23 protein-coding genes are annotated in these 18,100 nt (G+C 65.1%); 11 read left to right on the top strand and 12 right to left on the bottom strand.

Annotation, left to right across the window (positions count from 1 at the left end; translation table 11 throughout):
- Positions 1–32: 32 nt before the first annotated feature.
- From Q0C42_RS16095 to fliF, 3 genes are read right to left on the bottom strand one after another with little or no spacing between them, the layout of a single operon-like run.
- Positions 33–302: a FliM/FliN family flagellar motor switch protein gene (locus tag Q0C42_RS16095; RefSeq protein ID WP_295078114.1), complete on the bottom strand. Its 270-nt coding sequence runs from the start codon at positions 300–302 to the stop codon at positions 33–35.
- Between the two features lie 8 nt (positions 303–310).
- Positions 311–892 carry a flagellar biosynthesis protein gene (locus Q0C42_RS16090; RefSeq protein ID WP_295078111.1) on the bottom strand — a complete coding sequence of 194 codons (582 nt, stop codon included), beginning with the start codon at positions 890–892 and terminating at the stop codon, positions 311–313.
- Positions 892–2,493, bottom strand: coding sequence for a flagellar basal-body MS-ring/collar protein FliF (fliF, locus tag Q0C42_RS16085; RefSeq protein ID WP_295078109.1), 1,602 nt, complete (start codon positions 2,491–2,493; stop codon positions 892–894). The genes Q0C42_RS16090 and fliF overlap by 1 nt, the downstream gene beginning before the upstream one ends.
- Positions 2,494–2,610: 117 nt before the next feature.
- On the opposite strand from fliF, the gene fliL reads away from it, so the two are divergent.
- The 10 genes from fliL to Q0C42_RS16035 all read left to right on the top strand — a co-directional run bounded on the left by fliL (position 2,611) and on the right by Q0C42_RS16035 (position 12,156).
- Positions 2,611–3,093 carry a flagellar basal body-associated protein FliL gene (gene fliL, locus Q0C42_RS16080; protein WP_295078521.1) on the top strand — a complete coding sequence of 161 codons (483 nt, stop codon included), beginning with the start codon at positions 2,611–2,613 and terminating at the stop codon, positions 3,091–3,093.
- Between the two features lie 9 nt (positions 3,094–3,102).
- Entirely contained in the window at positions 3,103–3,498 is a 396-nt protein-coding gene (locus Q0C42_RS16075; RefSeq protein WP_295078107.1) for a hypothetical protein, read from the top strand.
- Positions 3,495–4,058, top strand: coding sequence for a hypothetical protein (locus Q0C42_RS16070; RefSeq protein ID WP_295078104.1), 564 nt, complete (start codon positions 3,495–3,497; stop codon positions 4,056–4,058). Before Q0C42_RS16075 ends, Q0C42_RS16070 begins: the two co-directional genes overlap by 4 nt.
- Before the next feature lie 69 nt (positions 4,059–4,127).
- Positions 4,128–4,997: a flagellar motor stator protein MotA gene (motA, locus tag Q0C42_RS16065; RefSeq protein WP_295078101.1), complete on the top strand. Its 870-nt coding sequence runs from the start codon at positions 4,128–4,130 to the stop codon at positions 4,995–4,997.
- Positions 4,994–7,129: a hypothetical protein gene (locus tag Q0C42_RS16060; protein WP_295078098.1), complete on the top strand. Its 2,136-nt coding sequence runs from the start codon at positions 4,994–4,996 to the stop codon at positions 7,127–7,129. Before motA ends, Q0C42_RS16060 begins: the two co-directional genes overlap by 4 nt.
- A 78-nt stretch (positions 7,130–7,207) precedes the next feature.
- Positions 7,208–7,894: a transglycosylase SLT domain-containing protein gene (locus tag Q0C42_RS16055; protein WP_295078095.1), complete on the top strand. Its 687-nt coding sequence runs from the start codon at positions 7,208–7,210 to the stop codon at positions 7,892–7,894.
- Positions 7,891–9,963, top strand: a complete 2,073-nt coding sequence (gene flhA / locus Q0C42_RS16050) for a flagellar biosynthesis protein FlhA (protein WP_295078092.1) — start codon at positions 7,891–7,893, stop codon at positions 9,961–9,963. The genes Q0C42_RS16055 and flhA overlap by 4 nt, the downstream gene beginning before the upstream one ends.
- Positions 9,960–10,742, top strand: coding sequence for a flagellar biosynthetic protein FliR (locus tag Q0C42_RS16045; protein WP_367115745.1), 783 nt, complete (start codon positions 9,960–9,962; stop codon positions 10,740–10,742). Before flhA ends, Q0C42_RS16045 begins: the two co-directional genes overlap by 4 nt.
- Entirely contained in the window at positions 10,739–11,818 is a 1,080-nt protein-coding gene (locus Q0C42_RS16040) for a flagellar biosynthesis protein FlhB (protein ID WP_295078089.1), read from the top strand. The genes Q0C42_RS16045 and Q0C42_RS16040 overlap by 4 nt, the downstream gene beginning before the upstream one ends.
- Entirely contained in the window at positions 11,815–12,156 is a 342-nt protein-coding gene (locus tag Q0C42_RS16035) for a hypothetical protein (RefSeq protein ID WP_295078087.1), read from the top strand. Before Q0C42_RS16040 ends, Q0C42_RS16035 begins: the two co-directional genes overlap by 4 nt.
- 3 nt (positions 12,157–12,159) lie before the next feature.
- Here the strand turns inward: Q0C42_RS16035 and Q0C42_RS16030 are convergent, their stop codons facing one another.
- From Q0C42_RS16030 to Q0C42_RS15990, 9 genes are read right to left on the bottom strand one after another with little or no spacing between them, the layout of a single operon-like run.
- Positions 12,160–12,666 (bottom strand): flagellar basal body-associated FliL family protein, encoded by a 507-nt coding sequence (locus Q0C42_RS16030; protein ID WP_295078085.1) that lies wholly within the window; start codon positions 12,664–12,666, stop codon positions 12,160–12,162.
- A gap of 2 nt (positions 12,667–12,668) precedes the next feature.
- Positions 12,669–13,388 carry a flagellar basal body L-ring protein FlgH gene (gene flgH / locus Q0C42_RS16025; RefSeq protein ID WP_295078517.1) on the bottom strand — a complete coding sequence of 240 codons (720 nt, stop codon included), beginning with the start codon at positions 13,386–13,388 and terminating at the stop codon, positions 12,669–12,671.
- Between the two features lie 7 nt (positions 13,389–13,395).
- A complete protein-coding gene (gene flgA / locus Q0C42_RS16020; RefSeq protein WP_295078083.1) occupies positions 13,396–13,815 on the bottom strand; it encodes a flagellar basal body P-ring formation chaperone FlgA in 420 nt (139 codons plus the stop codon).
- Positions 13,815–14,600: a flagellar basal-body rod protein FlgG gene (flgG, locus tag Q0C42_RS16015; RefSeq protein WP_295078081.1), complete on the bottom strand. Its 786-nt coding sequence runs from the start codon at positions 14,598–14,600 to the stop codon at positions 13,815–13,817. The genes flgA and flgG overlap by 1 nt, the downstream gene beginning before the upstream one ends.
- Before the next feature lie 9 nt (positions 14,601–14,609).
- Positions 14,610–15,320 carry a flagellar hook-basal body complex protein gene (locus Q0C42_RS16010; protein WP_295078078.1) on the bottom strand — a complete coding sequence of 237 codons (711 nt, stop codon included), beginning with the start codon at positions 15,318–15,320 and terminating at the stop codon, positions 14,610–14,612.
- 3 nt (positions 15,321–15,323) lie between these two features.
- Positions 15,324–15,590, bottom strand: a complete 267-nt coding sequence (locus Q0C42_RS16005; protein WP_295078075.1) for a flagellar biosynthetic protein FliQ — start codon at positions 15,588–15,590, stop codon at positions 15,324–15,326.
- Complete coding sequence (gene fliE / locus Q0C42_RS16000; protein WP_295078072.1) at positions 15,587–15,877, bottom strand: flagellar hook-basal body complex protein FliE; 291 nt, start codon at positions 15,875–15,877, stop codon at positions 15,587–15,589. The genes Q0C42_RS16005 and fliE overlap by 4 nt, the downstream gene beginning before the upstream one ends.
- Positions 15,878–15,888: 11 nt before the next feature.
- The gene (flgC, locus tag Q0C42_RS15995; RefSeq protein ID WP_295078069.1) at positions 15,889–16,272 is read right to left on the bottom strand and encodes a flagellar basal body rod protein FlgC; all 384 of its coding nucleotides are present in this window, start codon (positions 16,270–16,272) and stop codon (positions 15,889–15,891) included.
- A 10-nt stretch (positions 16,273–16,282) separates the two neighbouring features.
- Positions 16,283–16,666 (bottom strand): FlgB family protein, encoded by a 384-nt coding sequence (locus Q0C42_RS15990; RefSeq protein WP_295078065.1) that lies wholly within the window; start codon positions 16,664–16,666, stop codon positions 16,283–16,285.
- 85 nt (positions 16,667–16,751) lie between these two features.
- Between Q0C42_RS15990 and Q0C42_RS15985 the strand changes: the two genes are divergently transcribed.
- Positions 16,752–18,062 (top strand): FliI/YscN family ATPase, encoded by a 1,311-nt coding sequence (locus Q0C42_RS15985; RefSeq protein ID WP_295078063.1) that lies wholly within the window; start codon positions 16,752–16,754, stop codon positions 18,060–18,062.
- The last annotated feature ends 38 nt before the right edge of the window (positions 18,063–18,100 follow it).

Here is an 18,100-nt window from a genome sequence, read left to right as displayed (position 1 = left end):
GACGAGGCCAAGCGCAACGCCCGCAGCAAGCCTCACAATCCGCCCCGAAGGTTGGCGACCTCGGTCAGCCGCACCGCAAGCTGCCCGGCGTTTTCGCCCTCCAGCTCGGTCAGCTCTCCGCGTGCGATCAGACGGTCGCCGACGTAAAGCTCGACCGGATCATCGATCCTGCGGTCCAGTTGCAGGACTGCGTCCTTGGACAGTTTCAGCAGGTCGCGCACCAGCGGTCGCGCCCGCCCGACCGAAATCATGACCTCGATCGGAACCTGCGAGAAGGGATTGGTATCGGCTAGATCTTCCATGATGATCCTCAGGTGTTGAGGTTGAAGAACGCCCGAACGGCGATCGAGATATCGGTGGTGACCTGGCCGAGATCGACCTTGGCCTCCGAGGTTCCGAAGCGGATGTAGACCTGGCCGTCGGGCATGGTCGGCTCCTCTTCGATCACCATCGGCAAGCCGGTGGCCTGAACGATTAGCTCCTCGATCTGACCGCGCACGGCAGGGTTCAGGACCAGGGTCAGAGGCGTGTCGGCCAAATCCGCGGCCATCGGCATCACCGCTTCCAGGACGGTCGGCCCCAAAGCCTCGCGCGCAACTTCGGGGAGCAGCCGGTTGATCATCTCCAGGATCAGCGGTTTGATCGCCTGAAGCACATGGCTGCGGGCGTCCTGGAACGTGAAGGAAAGGCTTTGCAGATTGCGGGCAAGGTCGGCACGGATCCGCCCCTGGTCCCCTTGCTGCGCGGCCACCGCGTCATCCCACCCGGCCGAATAGCCCTGCTCGAAAGAGGCGACCTTGGCCTCCTCGACTGCAGTGGCCTCGACAAGCGGGCGAAAGGACCCATCGGCGGCGGAAGCGGTATCGAAAACCTCAAGGCGCAGAGCCGGCATCATGCAGGCTCCTCTTCGTGTTCCATCCAGCCGCGCAGGATTTCGATCGACTCGGTCTGGCGCTGCTCGATGAGGCGACGCAGGCGGGTTGCGGGGTCCTCCTCCGGTTCCTCGCCTTCCCCGCCCTCACGGCGGGCGCTGGCAAAGGACCCGTAGTCGAAGCCGTCGTCCACCACTCCGTTCAGCGCGACCGGCCCCGAAAGTATGGCTGGCGGGAGCGCCAGTTGGCCGTCTGGCGCGGGCAGGGCCGCCCGGCTGGCCGAGGTCAGGACCGGCCGGATGACGAACAGGCCCAGAACCAGCGCCACCAGAGCAAGAACGGCCGTCTGGATCATCGACATGACGTCGATCTGGCCCAGCGGCGGCAAGAGGCTCGTGGTCGCCTCGGTACCCGCCGGAAACGGAAGTTCCTGGAATTCCAGCGTCTTCAGGGTCAGCACGTCCCCGCGAGCCTCATCCAGCCCCACGGCCGAGGCCACCAGTTCGCGCAGCGTTGCAAGCTCTTCCTCCGGACGCGGCTCCCAGGTCCGGGTGCCGTCGTCGGCAACCGCCGCCACTCCGTCGACCATGACGGCCACCGTCATCCGACGCACCCCGCCGGGGCTTCGCAAGATCTCGCGCTGCGTCTCGGACACTTCGTAGTTCACACGCTCGCGCGTTTCGGAATTCTGGCTCTGCCCCTGGCTGCCCGCCCCGGCGTCGCCTTCGGGCAGGTTCGATGCGACTGTGACTTCACCCCCGGGTTCGGTGCTGGACCCGCTGCGCTCTTCGGTTTCAGAGGAGATCGCCACCCGACCCTGCGGATCGAACTTGCGCTCGGTGATCGCCTCGCGTTCGGAGACAAGATCGATGGAGACTTCCACAACCGCCTTGCCAGCACCCACGCGGGCGGCCAGCAGGCGCTCCACATTCCCCTTTATCGCCGCGGCACGGTCGGCAGCATCCCCGGTTTCAAACCCTTCGCTCTCCTGCCCGCCGATCAGGCCTGCCACCGTGTCGATGATCTGCACCGAATCGGGCGTCATCCCGGCGACCGCGCTGGCCACGAGGTGCCGGATCGCGCGCGCCTGACCCTCGCTGAGGCTGCCCGAGACCGTGGTCAGCGTCACCGAGGCCGTAGCCTGCGATTCCGGCTGAAACGCCCGGGTCGGGGCGCTGGCGATATGAACGCGGGCGGCCCTGATCTCGGGCATGGCAAGCAGCGTCCGCGCGATCTCGCCTTCCTTCGCACGCCAGTATGCCGCGTCGAACATTTGCGACGTGGTGCCGAAGCCGGAAAGCGAATCAAGCAGCTCGTAGCCACCACCACCGGCGGCCGGCAGTCCCTCGGACGCCAATGCCATGCGCAGGGCATCCCGCTGACTGACATCTACGAGGATCGAGTCGCCCTGGATTTCGTACGCCACCCCGCGCTGGTCCAGAGCGGCGACCACTTCGCCCGCAGCACCAGGCTCCAACCCTGCGTAAAGCAGGCCCATTTCCGGCTGACCCGCCATGCGGCTAAGGGCCAGGACCGCCGCGAACATGGCCACCGTGGCCCCCACGATGATGATGCGGCGGCGCAGGTCGAGTTTGGTCCAGATGTCGATCACGTTCTGCAAGGCGATTCTCCGGCTCCGGCGGTTCTGCCGTACGCCAAGCTTTCGCCGGTCGGGCTTAACAATCGGTTAGTGACCTTTGGCTTATGGTCGCCTTGTCCCGAGAAACGGAGCATGAACATGGCCACGGCCGAAGCCGCGATCGAAGAGCCCGCGAAGAAGCGATCGAAGAAGCCCTTGCTGATCGGTCTGATGCTGGCCCTGCTGCTGGGCGGGGGTGGATTCTACGCCACATTTTCCGGACTGATCCTGGGCGGCGGAGAGGATCACACCGAGGAGGAAATGCTTCCGGGCCCTCTGGCCGGCATCGCCTTCGTTCCCCTGGAAACCATTGTCGTCTCGCTTGCCCCGGACTCGGGCAGTGAGCATCTGCGGTTCACTGCCCAGCTCGAGGTCGTGGAGTCCGCAGTGAAGGACGTCACGACGCTGACGCCACGCATTCTGGACGTGGTGAACAGCTACCTGCGCGCAATCGACACTGCGTCGATCGAGGACCCGCAGGCCCTGGCGCGGCTTCGCGCGCAGATGTTGCGCCGCATTCAGGTCGTGACCGGCGAAGGCCGGGTGCGCGACCTTCTGATCACCGAATTCGTGTTGAACTAGGACGGACACATGAACCTGATTGCCGATATCCTTCTGATGGCAGGCTCGTTCGGAGCCGCGATCTACTGTTACGTTCTGTCCAACCGGTTGAAGAAATTCACGACCCTTGAATCCGGGATGGGCGGGGCAATCGCCGTCCTCTCGGCCCAGGTCGATGACATGACCGTGGCCCTGGACCGGGCACGGGGGGCCGCAAACGGCTCGGCGGAGAGCCTGGAAGCGCTGACGGCGCGCGGAGAGACGGTCGCGCGCAAGCTGGAACTGCTGGTCGCATCGCTGCACGACCTGCCCGATCCAAAGGCACCTGCTGGACGGGCAGAGCCCGACGATCCGCTGGAAGAACAGCGCCGGCCGCGCTTTGTGCGCCGCCGCGCGCCCCGCGATGAACTGGAGGCCGCAGAATGAGCCGGCGGCGGCGTGCAGGCCAGGGCGCGCTCCTGATCGTGGCGATGCTCTTTGCTTCGTCCGGTGCGTTGAGATTGGGGTCGGGTATCGGTGCTGCCTTGGCTGAGTCCGGTGAAAAAGCGGTGACCGCGGAGACGGTCCCGGCAAGCTGCGAGATGCCAAGTGCGCTCTCCGAGGCGCTGAGCCTGCGCGAAGACCGGGTCGCGGCGCAGGAAGTGGCGTTGCAGGACCGTCTTGCGGCACTGGCGCTGGCCGAGGCGGCAATCTCTGCGCGCATGGCAGAGATGCAGGCGGTCGAGGACGAGCTGAAGGCCACCTTGGCATTGGCAGATGGTGCCGCCGAAGAGGATATCCAGCAGCTTACCGCCGTCTACCAGGCGATGAAGCCAAAGGATGCTGCGGTCCTGTTCGAGACGATGTCTCCCGAGTTCGCAGCGGGCTTTCTGGGCCGGATGCCTCCCGAGTCGGCGGCGGCGATCCTCTCTGGCATGTCTGCCGAGGCGGCATACGGCGTCAGCGTGATCGTTGCAGGCCGCAACGCCGGTGTGCCGACCGAGTGAAGCCGGTGAGAGAGTCTTAACCCACCTCCACGATACTGACCGCAACCGAAGGCCACACAGGACAACATCATGCTCGGCATCGTCGGCATCGCCGTCATTCTTATCATGGTCTTCGGCGGCTATGTCCTTGCGGGCGGCAAGATGGGGATCATCCTCAAGGCTTTGCCCTTCGAGATGATCATGATCGGCGGGGCAGCCGTTGGCGCCTTCCTGATTTCGAACGACATGTCCGGAGTGAAACAGACGCTGAAGGACATCGGCAAGGTTTTCAAGGGACCGAAGTGGAAGCCGGACGACTACCGCGATCTGCTGTGCCTCTTGTTCGAACTGATCCGTCTGGCCCGCGCCAACCCTGTCGCGCTGGAAGAGCATGTCGAATCGCCCGACACCTCGGCGATCTTCGGCAAGTATCCTCGAATCCAGCACGACCACGAGGCGATGGAGTTCATCTGCGACACGATGCGCGCGGCCTCGATGAACTACGATGACCCGCATCAGGTGGAAGAGGTGATGGACAAGCGCATGGAGGCGACCCTGCACCACGCGATGCACTCCAGCCACGCTCTGCAGACCATGGCCGATGGGCTGCCCGCGCTGGGCATCGTCGCGGCGGTTCTGGGCGTGATCAAGACGATGGGCTCGATCGATCAGCCGCCAGAGGTCCTGGGAAAGATGATCGGCGGCGCGCTCGTCGGTACCTTCCTGGGCGTGTTCCTGGCCTATGGCCTGATGGGGCCGTTTGCAGCTCGGGTGAAGGCCGTGGTGGAAGAGGACATCCACTTCTACCAGTTGATCCGCGAGGTGCTGGTCGCCAATCTCCACCGCCACCCGGCCAATATCTGCATCGAGGTCGGCCGCCAGAATACGCCGCACCACGTCCGCCCGGGCTTCACCGAACTCGAAGAAGCCATGCGCAACCTCAAACAGGAAGCGGCATGATATACGCGCTGCTGCTGCTTTTGCTTTTGGTTGCACCGGCCCGGGCGGAAACGGCTCGGGTGCTTTCCGGCGAGCATGGCGCATTCACCCGTCTGGTGATGGAGCTGCCCGGCGCGCCGGAATGGACCCTGGGCCGCACGGCTACGGGCTATGCCTTTTCCGCAAGGGGCGAGACACAGCCGGACTATGACCTGACGGCCGTATGGCAGCGCATCCCGCGCGCCAGACTGGCGGACCTTGCGGTAGATCCTGCCAGCGGTGTCCTGTCGCTCGACCTCGGATGCGATTGTCACATATTCCCTTTTGAATACGATACCGGAATCGTGGTGCTAGACATCAAGGAGGGTCCGGCGCCCGAAAGCTCGGCTTTCGAGGCTGACTTCTCCTCTCAGCCCGCGCCTGCAAACGGGACGAAGCCGGCGCCGGAGTACAGCTGGATTGCCGCGATCCCGCCCGACCGTCCTGTGGTCGCGGCCCTGCCCCTTCGGTTGGACACCGGGACCGTATCGCTTGAACCCCTGCGTGACGAGCTTCTGGAACAGATTGCCAAGGGCGCGGCGGACGGCTTGGTCGACATGGAGTTGCCCGGAAAGCCCACCGAGATGCCAGCGTCTGACCGCGCGGTGTTGCCTTGGTCGAACATCAGGATTGGTGAGCAGCCCGGCGTCACGGTGACAAATCCCGGCGCCCTGATTGCCGAGGACATACCGCCCGACTCCTGCGCAGCGATCGAGATTGTCGATCTTGCGGCTTGGGGTGAAGGCCGGATGCCGCACGACCTGCTGGTCGAGGCGCGATCGGGCCTGTTTGGAGAATTCGACCTGCCGGATGATGCCACGATCCTGCGCTCGGCGCGCCAATTGCTCTACTTAGGATTCGGTGTCGAGGCGCGCCAGACGCTGGACATGCTGAGCATGGGGTCTGCGGACGAAGCCGTGGCGCTTTATCTATCGATGTCCCGTCTCGTGGATGGCGAAACCGATCCGACAACACCCTTCGCCGCGATGCTGGAGTGCGCTGGACCGGCCGCTCTCTGGGCCGCGCTGGCACATGACCGGCTTCCCGCCGGACCCGGCGTGAACCGCGATGCGATCCTGCAGGCCTTCATGGCGCTTCCAGCCCATTTGCGGCGCCACCTGGGCGCCGAACTTGCCGAAAAATTCCTTGCCCGTGACGACAGCGAAGCCGTCCGGATGATCCGCGACGCGATGGAACGGTCGCCAGAGGTTGATGAAAGCAGCGTTGCCCTCCTGGATGCAAAGACCAGCCTCCACGAAGGCGACACGGAGGCGGCGCGGAGCCATGCCGAAGCTGCCGTGGCACTGGACGGCAACAGGGCGGGAAGCCTTGTTACTCTGGTCGAAGCACATTTCCGGAAGCTGCAACCGATTGATCCGGGCATCGCGGATGCTCTTCTGGCACTGCGCGGGGAAGCTGGCGGCGACGAACTGTTGGAGATCGATCGTGCCATCGTGCTGGCACTCGCACTGTCCAACCGAACGAACGCCGCGTTCGAAGCGGGGCCAACGTCCTTGGACCTCTCGGATCTGTGGCAAGTCGTGCAAGCCCGCTCCTCCGACGACGACTTCCTGCGCCATGCCGTGCTTCCTGCAGAAGCCTCTTGGCCGGAGGTTGCCGACGAGGTGGCCCGCGCCACGGCTGACCGACTGCTCGCCTTGGGGTTCGCGGACGCAGCCCTTGTCTGGCTTGGACCCGTCGATGCCTCCGCCCCGCCAGAGCTGCGGCTCCCAGCCGCAAGGATGCAGTTCAAGCGGGGCGATGCCAGGGCTGCGCTGACCTTGCTTGAGGGCGTGCCAGGGACCGAGGCCGAAGAGGTTCGCGCGCAGGCACTGCTGCAACTTGGCGATCTGCCGGGCGCAAGGGCTGCGCTCGCCGATGCTGGCGAGAGCGAAGCCGCCTCCCGAGTGGAGCTATGGGCGGGCAACTGGGCAAACCTTTCACCGCAAGCCGCAGATCCATGGCGGGCAGCAGCTGATCTGGCGCAGGCCCGGCCAGCTTCCGAAGCATCCGGCCTGCTTGATCGTGGCAATCGCACGGTAAAAGCCAGTCTTGCCGCCCGCGATGCGATCAAAGCGCTGCTCGAAGGCGTACCGTCGCCTGGCGAAAACTGACGGCGGTAACTTCGCAGAAAGATTCGCCGAATAGTCTGGCTCCCGAGCCTTCGCAGAACGCGGAGGGTGGAGCGAGACATGCACCGCAGACGTTCGATACCCGACTTCCCGCTCTTGGCAGCATTGGCGTCCCTTTTGTCCGCTGCTGTCGCCGAGGCGCGCGAAGACCCGTCGGAGCTTTGCCTGCAGGCTGCCACCAATGCCGCAGAGCGGACTGGAGTACCCTTTGCCGTGCTTCAAGCCATCGCCACGGTCGAAACCGGGCGGCAAGGCCGTCCGTGGCCTTGGACGGTGAACTTCGGCGGCGATGGCCGCTGGTATGACAGCGCGGCCGAAGCCGCGGAGGACGTGACCGAGGCACTTGGCCAAGGGGCCACCAACGTCGACCTTGGCTGCTTTCAGCTGAACTATCGCTGGCACGCCGAAGGCTTTGCCTCGGTCGCCGACATGCTGGATCCCGCCCAGAACGCCACCTACGCGGCAGAATACCTGGCGCAGCACTATGCGCAGACCGGAGATTGGGCGCTTGCTGCGGCGGCCTATCATTCGGCCACGCCGGAATACGCCTCGGCGTACCGGGCCAAGTTCGAAAGGGCATATGCCGATCTGGACGCCACGTCCCCTGTAACCCACGGCGCGGAGCCCGATTTGCACGCACGCGAGAACCGGTTTCCCCTGCTGGTTGCCGGGTCTGGCGGATCGCGAGGCTCCCTTGTCCCGGCAAGTTCCGGGGGAATCCGCCTGATCGGGGCACCAGGCACATGATCAAGGGATTTTCCGCAGCGGTCTTCCGCCCCACGATCCTGCTGGCCATCGGCCTGATGGCTGTCATCGTCATGATGATCCTGCCGGTGCCGCCGTGGTTGCTGGACCTCGGACTTGCCATCTCCTTCGCACTGGCGATCCTGATGCTTACGGTCACGCTTTTCATCGACCGCCCGCTGGATTTTTCGGCCTTCCCCACAATCCTGCTGGCATCGCTCCTGCTGCGGCTTTCCCTGAACGTCTCGTCGACCAAGCTGATCATCGGGCAGGGCCACACCGGCACAGACGCCGCCGGTCACGTGATCGAGGGATTTGCCAACTTCATCATGGACGGCAACCTGATCCTGGGCCTGGTGATCTTCATCGTGCTCCTGATCGTGAACTTCATCGTCATCACCAAGGGCGCAGGCCGCATGGCTGAGGTCGGCGCACGTTTTGCCCTGGACGGGATGCCCGGACGCCAGATGGCGATCGATGCGGACCTTTCTGCCGGCGCGATCGACCACGACGAAGCAAAGCGGCGGCGCGAACAGGAATTGGCCGAGACCAACTTCTTCGGGTCGCTCGATGGTGCTTCGAAGTTCGTGAAGGGGGATGCGATTGCCGGCCTTCTGATCACCATGCTGAACATCGTGGTGGGTCTCATCGTCGGCATTTTCGTCCATGGCCTCGATACTGCCACGGCCTTCGAGACCTATACGATCCTGACCGTCGGGGACGGTCTTGTCGGCCAGATCCCCGCGGTTATCATCTCGGTCGCCGCCGCACTTCTTCTTGCCAAGGGTAGCGAGAAGGGCGCCGCGGACGTCTCGTTCTTTGCGCAGCTCGGCCGCTATCCTGGTGCACTTGGAACGGTGGCTGCGCTGATGGCGCTGTTCGCGCTGGTTCCCGGGATGCCGTTCCTGCCCTTCATGCTTTCCGCGCTGGGGCTTGGCGCGATGGCCTTCGTCCAGTCCCGCCGTGCGTCTCAGCCCGTGCCCCCTCCTCTTCCGACCCTTGAGGCACCGGTGCCGCGCTCGATTGGCGATGTCCTGGACTTCGACGACATCCACATCGAGTTCGCTCCGAACCTGGTGGCGATGGTGCTTGATCCGGCCACCGGGCTGGACAGCCGCATCGCCAACATGCGCAACCATGTCGCGACGGCCTACGGCTTCATCCTGCCCGAGATCCGGCTGACCGACGAAGGGGCTCTGCCGCCGGGGCAGTACCGCATCCGGCTTCAGGGCGTCGAACGGGTCGCGGATCGGCTTTACCCCGACCGGGTTCTGGTCCTTCTCACCGACGGGACACCGGCGCCCGACGGCCTGGATGCTCGGGAACCGGTCTACGGCGCTCCGGCGCGATGGATCCGCCCGGACCAGCAGGAGGACGCCGCGTTGTCCGGGCTGACTGTGGTGTCGCCCACCGAAGTGCTGGCGACCCATCTGCTTGAGGTCCTGAAGTCCAACCTGGCGCGGCTCCTTACCCTGCGCGGCCTGCGGCGACTGCTGGACGAATTCGTCAAGCTCTCCGATCCTTCCCGGGCCGAGGCGAACCGGCGTCTCCTCGATGAACTGATCCCGGACAAGGTTCCGATCGATCTTCTTCACGCCGTCTTGCGCCTTCTTCTGGACGAACGCGTTTCGATCCGGAACCTTCCCCTCATTCTGGAAGCGGTGGCAGAAGCGCGCCAATATGGCACACCCGAAGCGATCTGCGAGCATGTGCGCCAGCGCCTGGGCTTCCAGATCCTCGCCGAGCTTAAACGCTCCGATGGTTCGGTCCCCCTGATCCAGCTGGCGCCCGAGTGGGAACGGGCCTTCTCGACTTACCAGATCGATGGCGAGCGGGGGCAGCGGGACGTGGCCCTTCCGCCGGAGGTCTTCGCCCGGCTTGCCAACGGCCTGACCGAACGGGTGAACCGCGCCGCCGAGAACGGCGTTTACCCCGCTCTTGTCACTTCGGTCGGGCGTCGGCGCTTTCTGCGAACGGTTGTCAACGCCAAAGGCCTCCACATGCCGGTCCTCTCCTATGAAGAGATCGGAACCGAAGCCCGCCCGGCCCTGATCGGGCAGGTGCCGGCGTGAATCAGCTGGTCGCTGATCTGTCCGGACTTCTCGGGCTGGCGGAAAGTATTGCCTGGGCGGCGGCTCTGGCCTTTGTCCGGATCGGTGCCGTGGTCGCGCTGATGCCGGGCTTTGGCGATCCTGCGGTTCCGCAGCGTATCAAGCTTGCCGTGGTCGTCGCCTTCACGCTTGTCGTCACACCGCTGTTGGCCGAACGCATCAGCGCGTCCGGGGTCCCGCCCTCCTTCCTGGCCCTGGGCGGCGAGGCCGTCGCGGGGTTGATCCTGGGGATCGGGATGCGGCTCTTCATCGCCTCGCTTCAGACCGCAGCCGCGATGATCGCACAGGCGACGACTCTGTCGCAGCTTTTCTCGGGTGTCGCACCCGAACCGCAACCGGCCATCGGGAACCTGCTGATCATCGCCGGGATTGCGCTGGCAATGGCGGCCGGACTTCATGTCAGGGCCGCCGAGCTTGTGCTTTTGTCTTATGACATCCTGCCCGCGGGCGTGCACCATTCGGCCGCCGGAGCAGCCGATTGGGGTCTGTTGTTGATCAGCCGCACCTTCAGCCTGGCCTTTTCCCTGGCGGCACCCTTCGTCATCGCTTCTCTGATCTACAACCTTGCGCTCGGGGCCATCAACCGGGCCATGCCGACGCTGATGGTATCGATGGTCGGCGCGCCAGCGCTGACCTTGGGCGGTCTCGCTTTGCTCGCGGTTGCCACGCCCGTGCTCCTGGCCGTCTGGCTTGACGCCTTCATGACCCATCTGGAGCAACCCTTCGCGGTGTCCCCATGAGCGGTCAGGAAGACGACGGCGACAAGGAACACGAGGCATCACAGCAGAAGATTGACCGGGCCCGCACGGACGGGGACATTCCGAAGTCGGTTGATCTGCAGACCGCCGTTGCGACAGGTGGCTTCCTGCTTGCGGTCTTCAGTTTCGGTGCTTGGGCAATCGAACGCGCGGGCACGGCCGGAATGGTACTTCTGGACCAGGCGGACCGGCTGTCCACGCTTCTGACGGCCGGGGGAAGCGGCCCGGTTGCGGGCATCCTTTTGGCAGCCGCCGGACCGCCACTGGCCCTTCTGGTGCTGGCACCCCTGCTGGTTCTGGCGCTTCTGGTGGCAACGCGCGGCTTTGTCGTCGCCCCCACCAAGCTGGCACCCAAGCTGTCGCGGATCTCGCCCATCGCGACGGCCGGCCAAAAGTTCGGCATCGAGGGATTGGTGGACTTTGCCAAAAGCGCAATAAAGCTCTGCCTCGTCTCGATCATCCTCTACTACTTCCTGGCCGCACGGCTCGAGGAGATCCTGGCCAGCCTCTACCTTACCCCGGCGATGTCCGGCGCGCTGATGGCGCGACTGACCTTGCACTTTCTGTTCATCGTCTTCCTGGTCCAGCTGGTCATCGGCGGGGTGGATTTTCTCTGGCAGATCCATCAGCACCGCCAGCGCCTGCGCATGTCACGAAAGGAGATGATGGATGAGTACAAGGAAAGCGAGGGCGATCCTCACCAGAAATCGGCCCGGCGCCAGCGTGCGCAAGAGGTCGCGACGAACCGGATGCTCACTGACGTCGCGACGGCAAACGTGGTGGTTGTGAACCCGACCCACTACGCCGTGGCCTTGAAATGGGATCGCTCCAAGGGAGGCGCCCCGATCTGCGTCGCCAAAGGTGTCGATGAAATCGCCCGCACGATTCGCGAGCGTGCCGCGGAACATGGCGTGCCGATCCACAGCGATCCGCCGACTGCCCGGGCAATCCATGCAACGGTCGAGATTGGACAGGAAATCCGCGCCGAGCAGTATCGGGCTGTCGCCGCCGCGATCCGGTTCGCAGAAGCCATGCGCAAACGGGCGCGTCGGAAATGACCAAGGCTTCCGAGATAGCCCGCATGGCAGACTTGGCTCAATTGGTGCTCGACCATCGCCTGAGCCAACTGCGCAGTACCGCGGCCGAGCTGGATCGCAGCCGGATGCAGATCGCGGCGCTTGATCAAAAGACCACGCCGACGGATCTGGAGCCCTTGGCAGCTGAAAAGGTGTCGCTGACCTACAGCCGCTGGGCCGACCAGCGCCGAGCCGAGCTTAACCTGGTGATCGCCCGCCAGACCGTTGCCTGGATGGAGGCCCGTGGCGAGGCGCAGACAGCCTTCGGCCGCGTGCAGGCCCTGCAGGGTCTGGCCACGCGGCTGAAGGAAAAGCGGTGACTGTCAGCTGTCCTGACGCGCGATATCGGTAATCAGGACGTCGCTGATCACCGGACCAAGCACCTGTGCGGCGGCCTCTTTCAGACTGGTCCGCAGGACAACAAGATTGGACCCGTCGGTGAACGAGCCCGAAAACCCGCCAGTGTTGGAGTGGTCGAACATCACCTGCAGGAAGACGTCCCGCAGCTTTGGTTCGCGCAGATAGACCGCCTCCGTGTTCCCCGGGGCGACCTCCAGCGACAGCGACAGGACCACCAGAGCGGCCACCCGGCCCTTCTCGACAACCGGAACGACGAACTGGTTGTTCAGCTTCACATAGTCCGGCGCGTTCTCTGCCGCCTCTTCACCCTCGCTCTCAGCTTCGGCGTGATCGCCCGCGGCGTCAGGTTCGGACCCCGACGCCACGGCATGGTCCTCGGGAGTTGGGGCGGGGCGCAGGAAAAGACCGGCACCGACGCCTCCGCCCAGACCGATCAGCGCAAGGAGGATGGGAAGCAGTTTGCCCAGCATGATCAGAACGGCATCACGATATCGGCGACCTGCTGGCCGTAGGTCGGCTGCTGCACGTCCGTAATCTGGCCGCGCCCGCCATAGGCGATCCGCGCTCCGGCGATCTTGTCATAGGTGATCTCGTTTTGCCGCGAGATGTCGGTGGGACGGACGTAACCGGTCACGATCAGCTCGCGCATCTCGAAGTTCACCCGTACCTCCTGCTGGCCTTCGATCTTCAGGACGCCGTTCGGCAGTTCCTCGACCACGGTCACCGCGACCCGCAAGGTCAGCTCTTCGTTCCGGGAAACCGAGCCCTGGCCCTTGAAGCTGGACGACGAATCCATGTCGAATGCGTCTCCCATGCTGGCGCCCTCGGGCAGGCTTTCGTTGAGCCGCTGCGGAATGCCAAGCAGATCGGGAATGCCGCCGCTTTGCTCGCCACTGCGGCTGCGACCGGTGGAGTTCGAAATCGAGGCACTGTCGTCGATCTCGATGACGACGGTCAGGATGTCCCCGCGTTTCGCCGCACGCCGGTCGCCAAAGAGTGACTGGGTCTCCCCGGTCCACAGCGATGAGCCGTCCGTCGCCGTTGCCGGCGGCGCGTCGTCCGGCATCGTGGCGGAATACATCGCATAGTGCTGCCCCGAGCCTTCCAGACCCGAAAAGTCGGGTGCCCGCCCGACCTGTTCCAGCTTGCCGCAACCGGCCAGAGCCAGCGTAAAAATCATGCAGGACCGCATCATCATCTTATCCATTCCATCCGACATAGACTGCTCCGTCCGGGCCAATCCGCCCCATGACCGTGTTGCGTGAGCCGAGGTTCATCACCCGGATTTCCTCACCCTCCGCCCCTCGCGCCAGCGCTCGCCCTTCGGTGGAAATCGCCAGCCCTCCGGACAGGAAGACCAGCGTCACCAGCTGGTTGCGTTCGACCAGCGTCGGTGGACCAAGGTCCCCCGCGCGGATCGGCTTTCCGGCATAGATCGCAACGCGTGCCTCAAGCCCCACAGCCTGGCCGGGGTCGCTCAGCGCCCCGGGAAGGGCTGCGCTGACCAGGACAAGGTCCTCGGGCGCGACAACCGACTTGGCGCGGATCGTCCGCGTGGCGACCAGACTTTCGGCAGAGACCGGGGTCGCCAGCGCGACAAGCAGCATGACCTTCAGCATCAGCGCACCTGCGTCGTGGCGGCCAGCATCTGGTCGGCCGCTGTGATCACCTTGGCGTTCAGCTCGTAGCCGCGCTGCGCCTTGATCAGTTCGGTCACCTCGCGCACCGCGTCGACCGAACTGCTTTCAAGATAGCCGTGCCGCAAAGTCCCCAGCCCCTCCTGCCCCGGCGCACCCGAGGAGGCCGCACCCGAGGCCGGGCTTTCCAGGAACAGGTTTGATCCGATTGCTTCCAGCCCCTTCTCGTTCGGAAACGATGACAGGGTCAGCTGCCCGATCAGCTCGGGGTCCACGCGGTCCGCGAAATCGGCCCAGACTTCGCCCGACGGCGAGATCGTCAGGCCACGCGCGTCATCCGGAATCGTGATGCCCGGCACCACCGGATAGCCGTCCGAGGTCACGATCAGCCCTTCGGCCGACCGCTTCAGCGCCCCATCGCGGGTGTAGCCAACCTGACCTGACGGCATCTGCACTTCGATGTAGCCATTGCCGTCGATGGCAACGTCAAGGTCGCCGCCCGTAGCGTCCAGAGTGCCCTGCCCGACCACGATGGAGACGGAAGCGGGCCGCACGCCGAGGCCGATCTGCACACCGGTCGGCAGCATGGACCCATCCGCCGCCGACACGCTGCCGGGTCTGGCCATCTGCTGATAGGTCAGGTCCGCAAAGTCCGCGCGGCGTGGGTTGTACCCCGTGGTCGACATGTTCGCGAGGTTGTTCGACACCACGTCAACCTTCATCTGCTGCGCGGACATCCCCGTTGCAGCGATCTGCAAAGCCTTCATCATGGCCTCCTATCGACCAAGTGCCTGGATCACGCCGCGGACGCGTTCGTCCTCGGCATCCAGGAATTTCTGTCCCATCTCGTAGGCGCGCTGGACCTCGATCATCCGCGCGATCTCCGAGACCGGCTCGACGTTGCTGTCCTCCAGCATCCCTTGCAGGACCGTTGTGCCCTCGGCAGGCTCCAGCTCGCCCGCGGCGAACATCGTGCCCGCCTGGTGGCGCAGCGACAGCGGGTCGGCGGGCCGCCAGAGCCCCACCTGCGCGATGGGCTGTCCTGCAGTCGACAGCGTGCCGTCCTCCGCCAGGGCCACGCCCTTCGCATCGGGAGGCACGAAGATCGGTGCGCCTCCGGCGTCGAGCAGCCGGTAGCCGTCCGGCGTCACCAACTCACCCTCGGCCGAGGGCGTGAAGCTGCCGGCACGGGTCAACCGCTCGCCCTGAGGCGTTTCGATCAGAAAGAACCCCTCGCCCTGGATCGCAAAGTCGAACTGTCCGCCGGTTTGCGCGAGGGTGGACTGCGACAGGTCCACATGGCGACCGCTGGCATGGGCCATCGACAGCGACGGGTCCTGGTCCAGGGCGGCGACATACTCGGAGAACACCACCCCCTCGCGCCGAAAGCCCGTCGTGGAGGCGTTGGCGATGTTGTTCGCCACCACGCCCATTTCGCGCATCAGGCCCGACTGGCGGTTCAGCGTCGCATATCCGGCGGCGTCCATGGCTTAGCTCCCTGCGATCTGCGGGATGATCGTTTCGGTGAAGAAGGTGACCAGCGTCGAGGTCATGAAGCTCATCGACAGCCAGAAGACGCCCAGCATCACCGCAGCTTTGGGCACGAAGGTAAGCGTCATCTCCTGCACCGAGGTCAGTGCCTGGAACAGGCCAATGACCACCCCGACCACGAGGGCAATCGTCAGCAGGGGCGCCGAGATCACCACGCAGACCCACAGGGCCTGGCGGGTCAGGTCATAGATCATGGCCTCGGTCATACCGGCATCCTCAGGATTTCCTGGTAGGCCTCGACCACTCGGTCGCGGACGGTTGCCACGGTCTCGACCGCCATCTGCGAGGAGGCGAGCGCTTGGACCAGCGCATGTGGATCGGCGCCGCCGGTCATCGCCGCGCGCGCCGTCTGCTCGTGCTCTTGCAGGGCGCCAAGAAAGTTGTCGGCCAGGCGAGCGAAGCCCTGTTCCGCCGCACCCGCCTTTGGCTGAGGTGCGGCGGCCGTCCGGGCATTCGCGTAGGCCTGAGAAACGAAAGAGGTTTTCACGTCCATTCTGGAGCTCCCTAACGGCGCAGAAGATCGAACAGGCTTTGCGTCATCTGACGCGTCTGGTCGAACATCCTGAGGTTCGCCTCGTAGCTGCGCTGCGCTTCACGCGCGTCAGCGATTTCGATCACCAGATCGACATTCGAGCCGTCGTAGTGACCGGTTTCGTCCGCGAGCGGATGCCCGGGATCGTAGATCTTCGCCAGATCGGTCTGGTCCAGTTTCACCGGACCGGCTTGGACAAGTCCGCTGTCCATCGCCTGTTCGAAGGTCATCACCTTGCGGTGGTAGCCAGGCGTGTCGGCATTCGCGATGTTCTCCGACACATGGCGCAGCCGCATCGCCTGCGTCTCCATGCCCGAGGCGGCAAAGGACAGTGACGAGATCAGATCGTTGCCCATGTCCTATCCCTTACCGCGGCCGGCCAAGGCTGGCCCGGACCACATCCGAGGTCGCCCGGTAGATCGCCAGCGCCATCTCGTGGCCCTGGCGTGCCTCGACCGACTTCACCATCTCGGCCTCCAGCGAGACCGAGTTGCCGTTGGGCGATTCATGCCCGCGCTTGATGTCGGGGACCGGCATGGATGCTGGCGAAGCCGCCGTGAGGTGGCCTGACCGGGTGGCGCGCATGTCCAGTCCGGCCGCTTCGTAGACGTCGGCAAACGCGGGCATGTCCTTGGCTTTGTAGCCAGGAGTATCCGCATTCGCGACGTTCTCGGCGATCACCGCCATGCGTGACCCGGACTGCGCGGCCAGGGCCTGCGCCATTCGGGTGAGTTCCAGTTTTTCGAACATTCGGGGCTTCTCCCTCGACCTGCTTCACCAAGGCTTAAGGGTGATTCCTTTAGAAACGGTTGAGAGCGAACAAAGGGAGAATCCCGTGGCTGGACTTTTCGATGGCCTCCTGGCGGAAATCGCCGGCAGCGCGTCCGTGCGGCGGTTGGGGCGCGTGGCGGAGACGCGGCGCGGCCTGGCCGAAGTGACGGGGCTGGAAACCGCAGCACTCGGCGACCGGGTGCTGATCCACAGCCGCGACGGCGTGGCAGGGGGCGAGGTGTTGCGGCTCACTCCGGGTCGCTGTTCGGTTCTCCCGGATGCCTCCGGCGACGGCATGGCGATCGGCGACCGGGTCGAGCTTCTGGGAAAGGCCGAAATCGCTCCGGACGACAGCTGGATCGGTCGGATCATCGATGCGACCGGCCAGCCGCTGGATGGACGCCCGTTGCTGCGCGGTGCGCAGGCGCGCGCGTTGCGGGCACCGGCCCCCCCGGCGGCATCCCGGCGGCGGCTGGGTGCGCGGCTTGAAACCGGCGTGGCGGTGTTCGACACGCTGCTCCCCCTTGTCCGCGGGCAGCGGATCGGTCTTTTCGCCGGCTCGGGCGTCGGCAAGTCCTCGCTCTTGGCCAAGTTCGCGCGCGGAGTGGAGGCGGACCTCGTCGTGATCGCACTGGTCGGCGAACGGGGCCGCGAATTGCGTGAGTTTACCGAGCGCGTGCTCGGCCCTTCTGGAATGGCGCGCAGCGTGGTGGTCACGGCGACCTCGGACCAGTCCCCGCTGATGCGGCGGATGTGCGCGATGACGGCGATGGCGGTGGCAGAGCATTTCCGCGACCAAGGCAAGCATGTGCTGCTGTTGGTCGACAGCGTCACCCGCTTTGCCGAGGCGCACCGTGAGGTCGCACTGGCCGGGGGTGAGGACGCCTCGCTGCGCGGGTTCCCGCCCTCGCTGACCCAGACGATCATGGGGCTAGCGGAGCGGGCCGGTCCGGGGCCGGAGGGGGCAGGGGACATCACGGCGGTCTTCTCGGTCCTGGTCGCAGGGTCGGACATGGAGGAGCCCGTGGCCGACATCCTGCGCGGGGTCCTGGACGGACATGTGGTGATGGACCGCCGGATCGCCGAGCGGGGGCGGTTTCCGGCCATCGATCTGCTTCGCTCGGTCAGCCGGTCCTTGCCCGAGGCCGCCACGGAGGAAGAAAACCAGATGATCGGCGAGACACGGCGGCTTCTGGGGGCCTATGACCGGGCCGAGATGATGATCCAGGCCGGTCTTTATGCGACCGGGTCGGACCCGGTGATCGACCGCGCGATCAAGGTCTGGCCGCAACTGGACGGGTTTCTGGCAGAGTCGGCACCGGCCAACGGGATCGCCGGAAGTTTCGAAAGGTTGCGAGTCAACCTAAAGGGCTGACGGAGGACGGGCACCCGCCACGGTGGCGACCCTCCGAA

The organism is Tabrizicola sp., from assembly GCF_022842145.1.
Lineage (GTDB): Bacteria > Pseudomonadota > Alphaproteobacteria > Rhodobacterales > Rhodobacteraceae > Tabrizicola.
The sequence above is the reverse complement of the archived record's forward strand: the minus strand, read 5'-3'. Positions and strand labels throughout refer to the sequence as shown.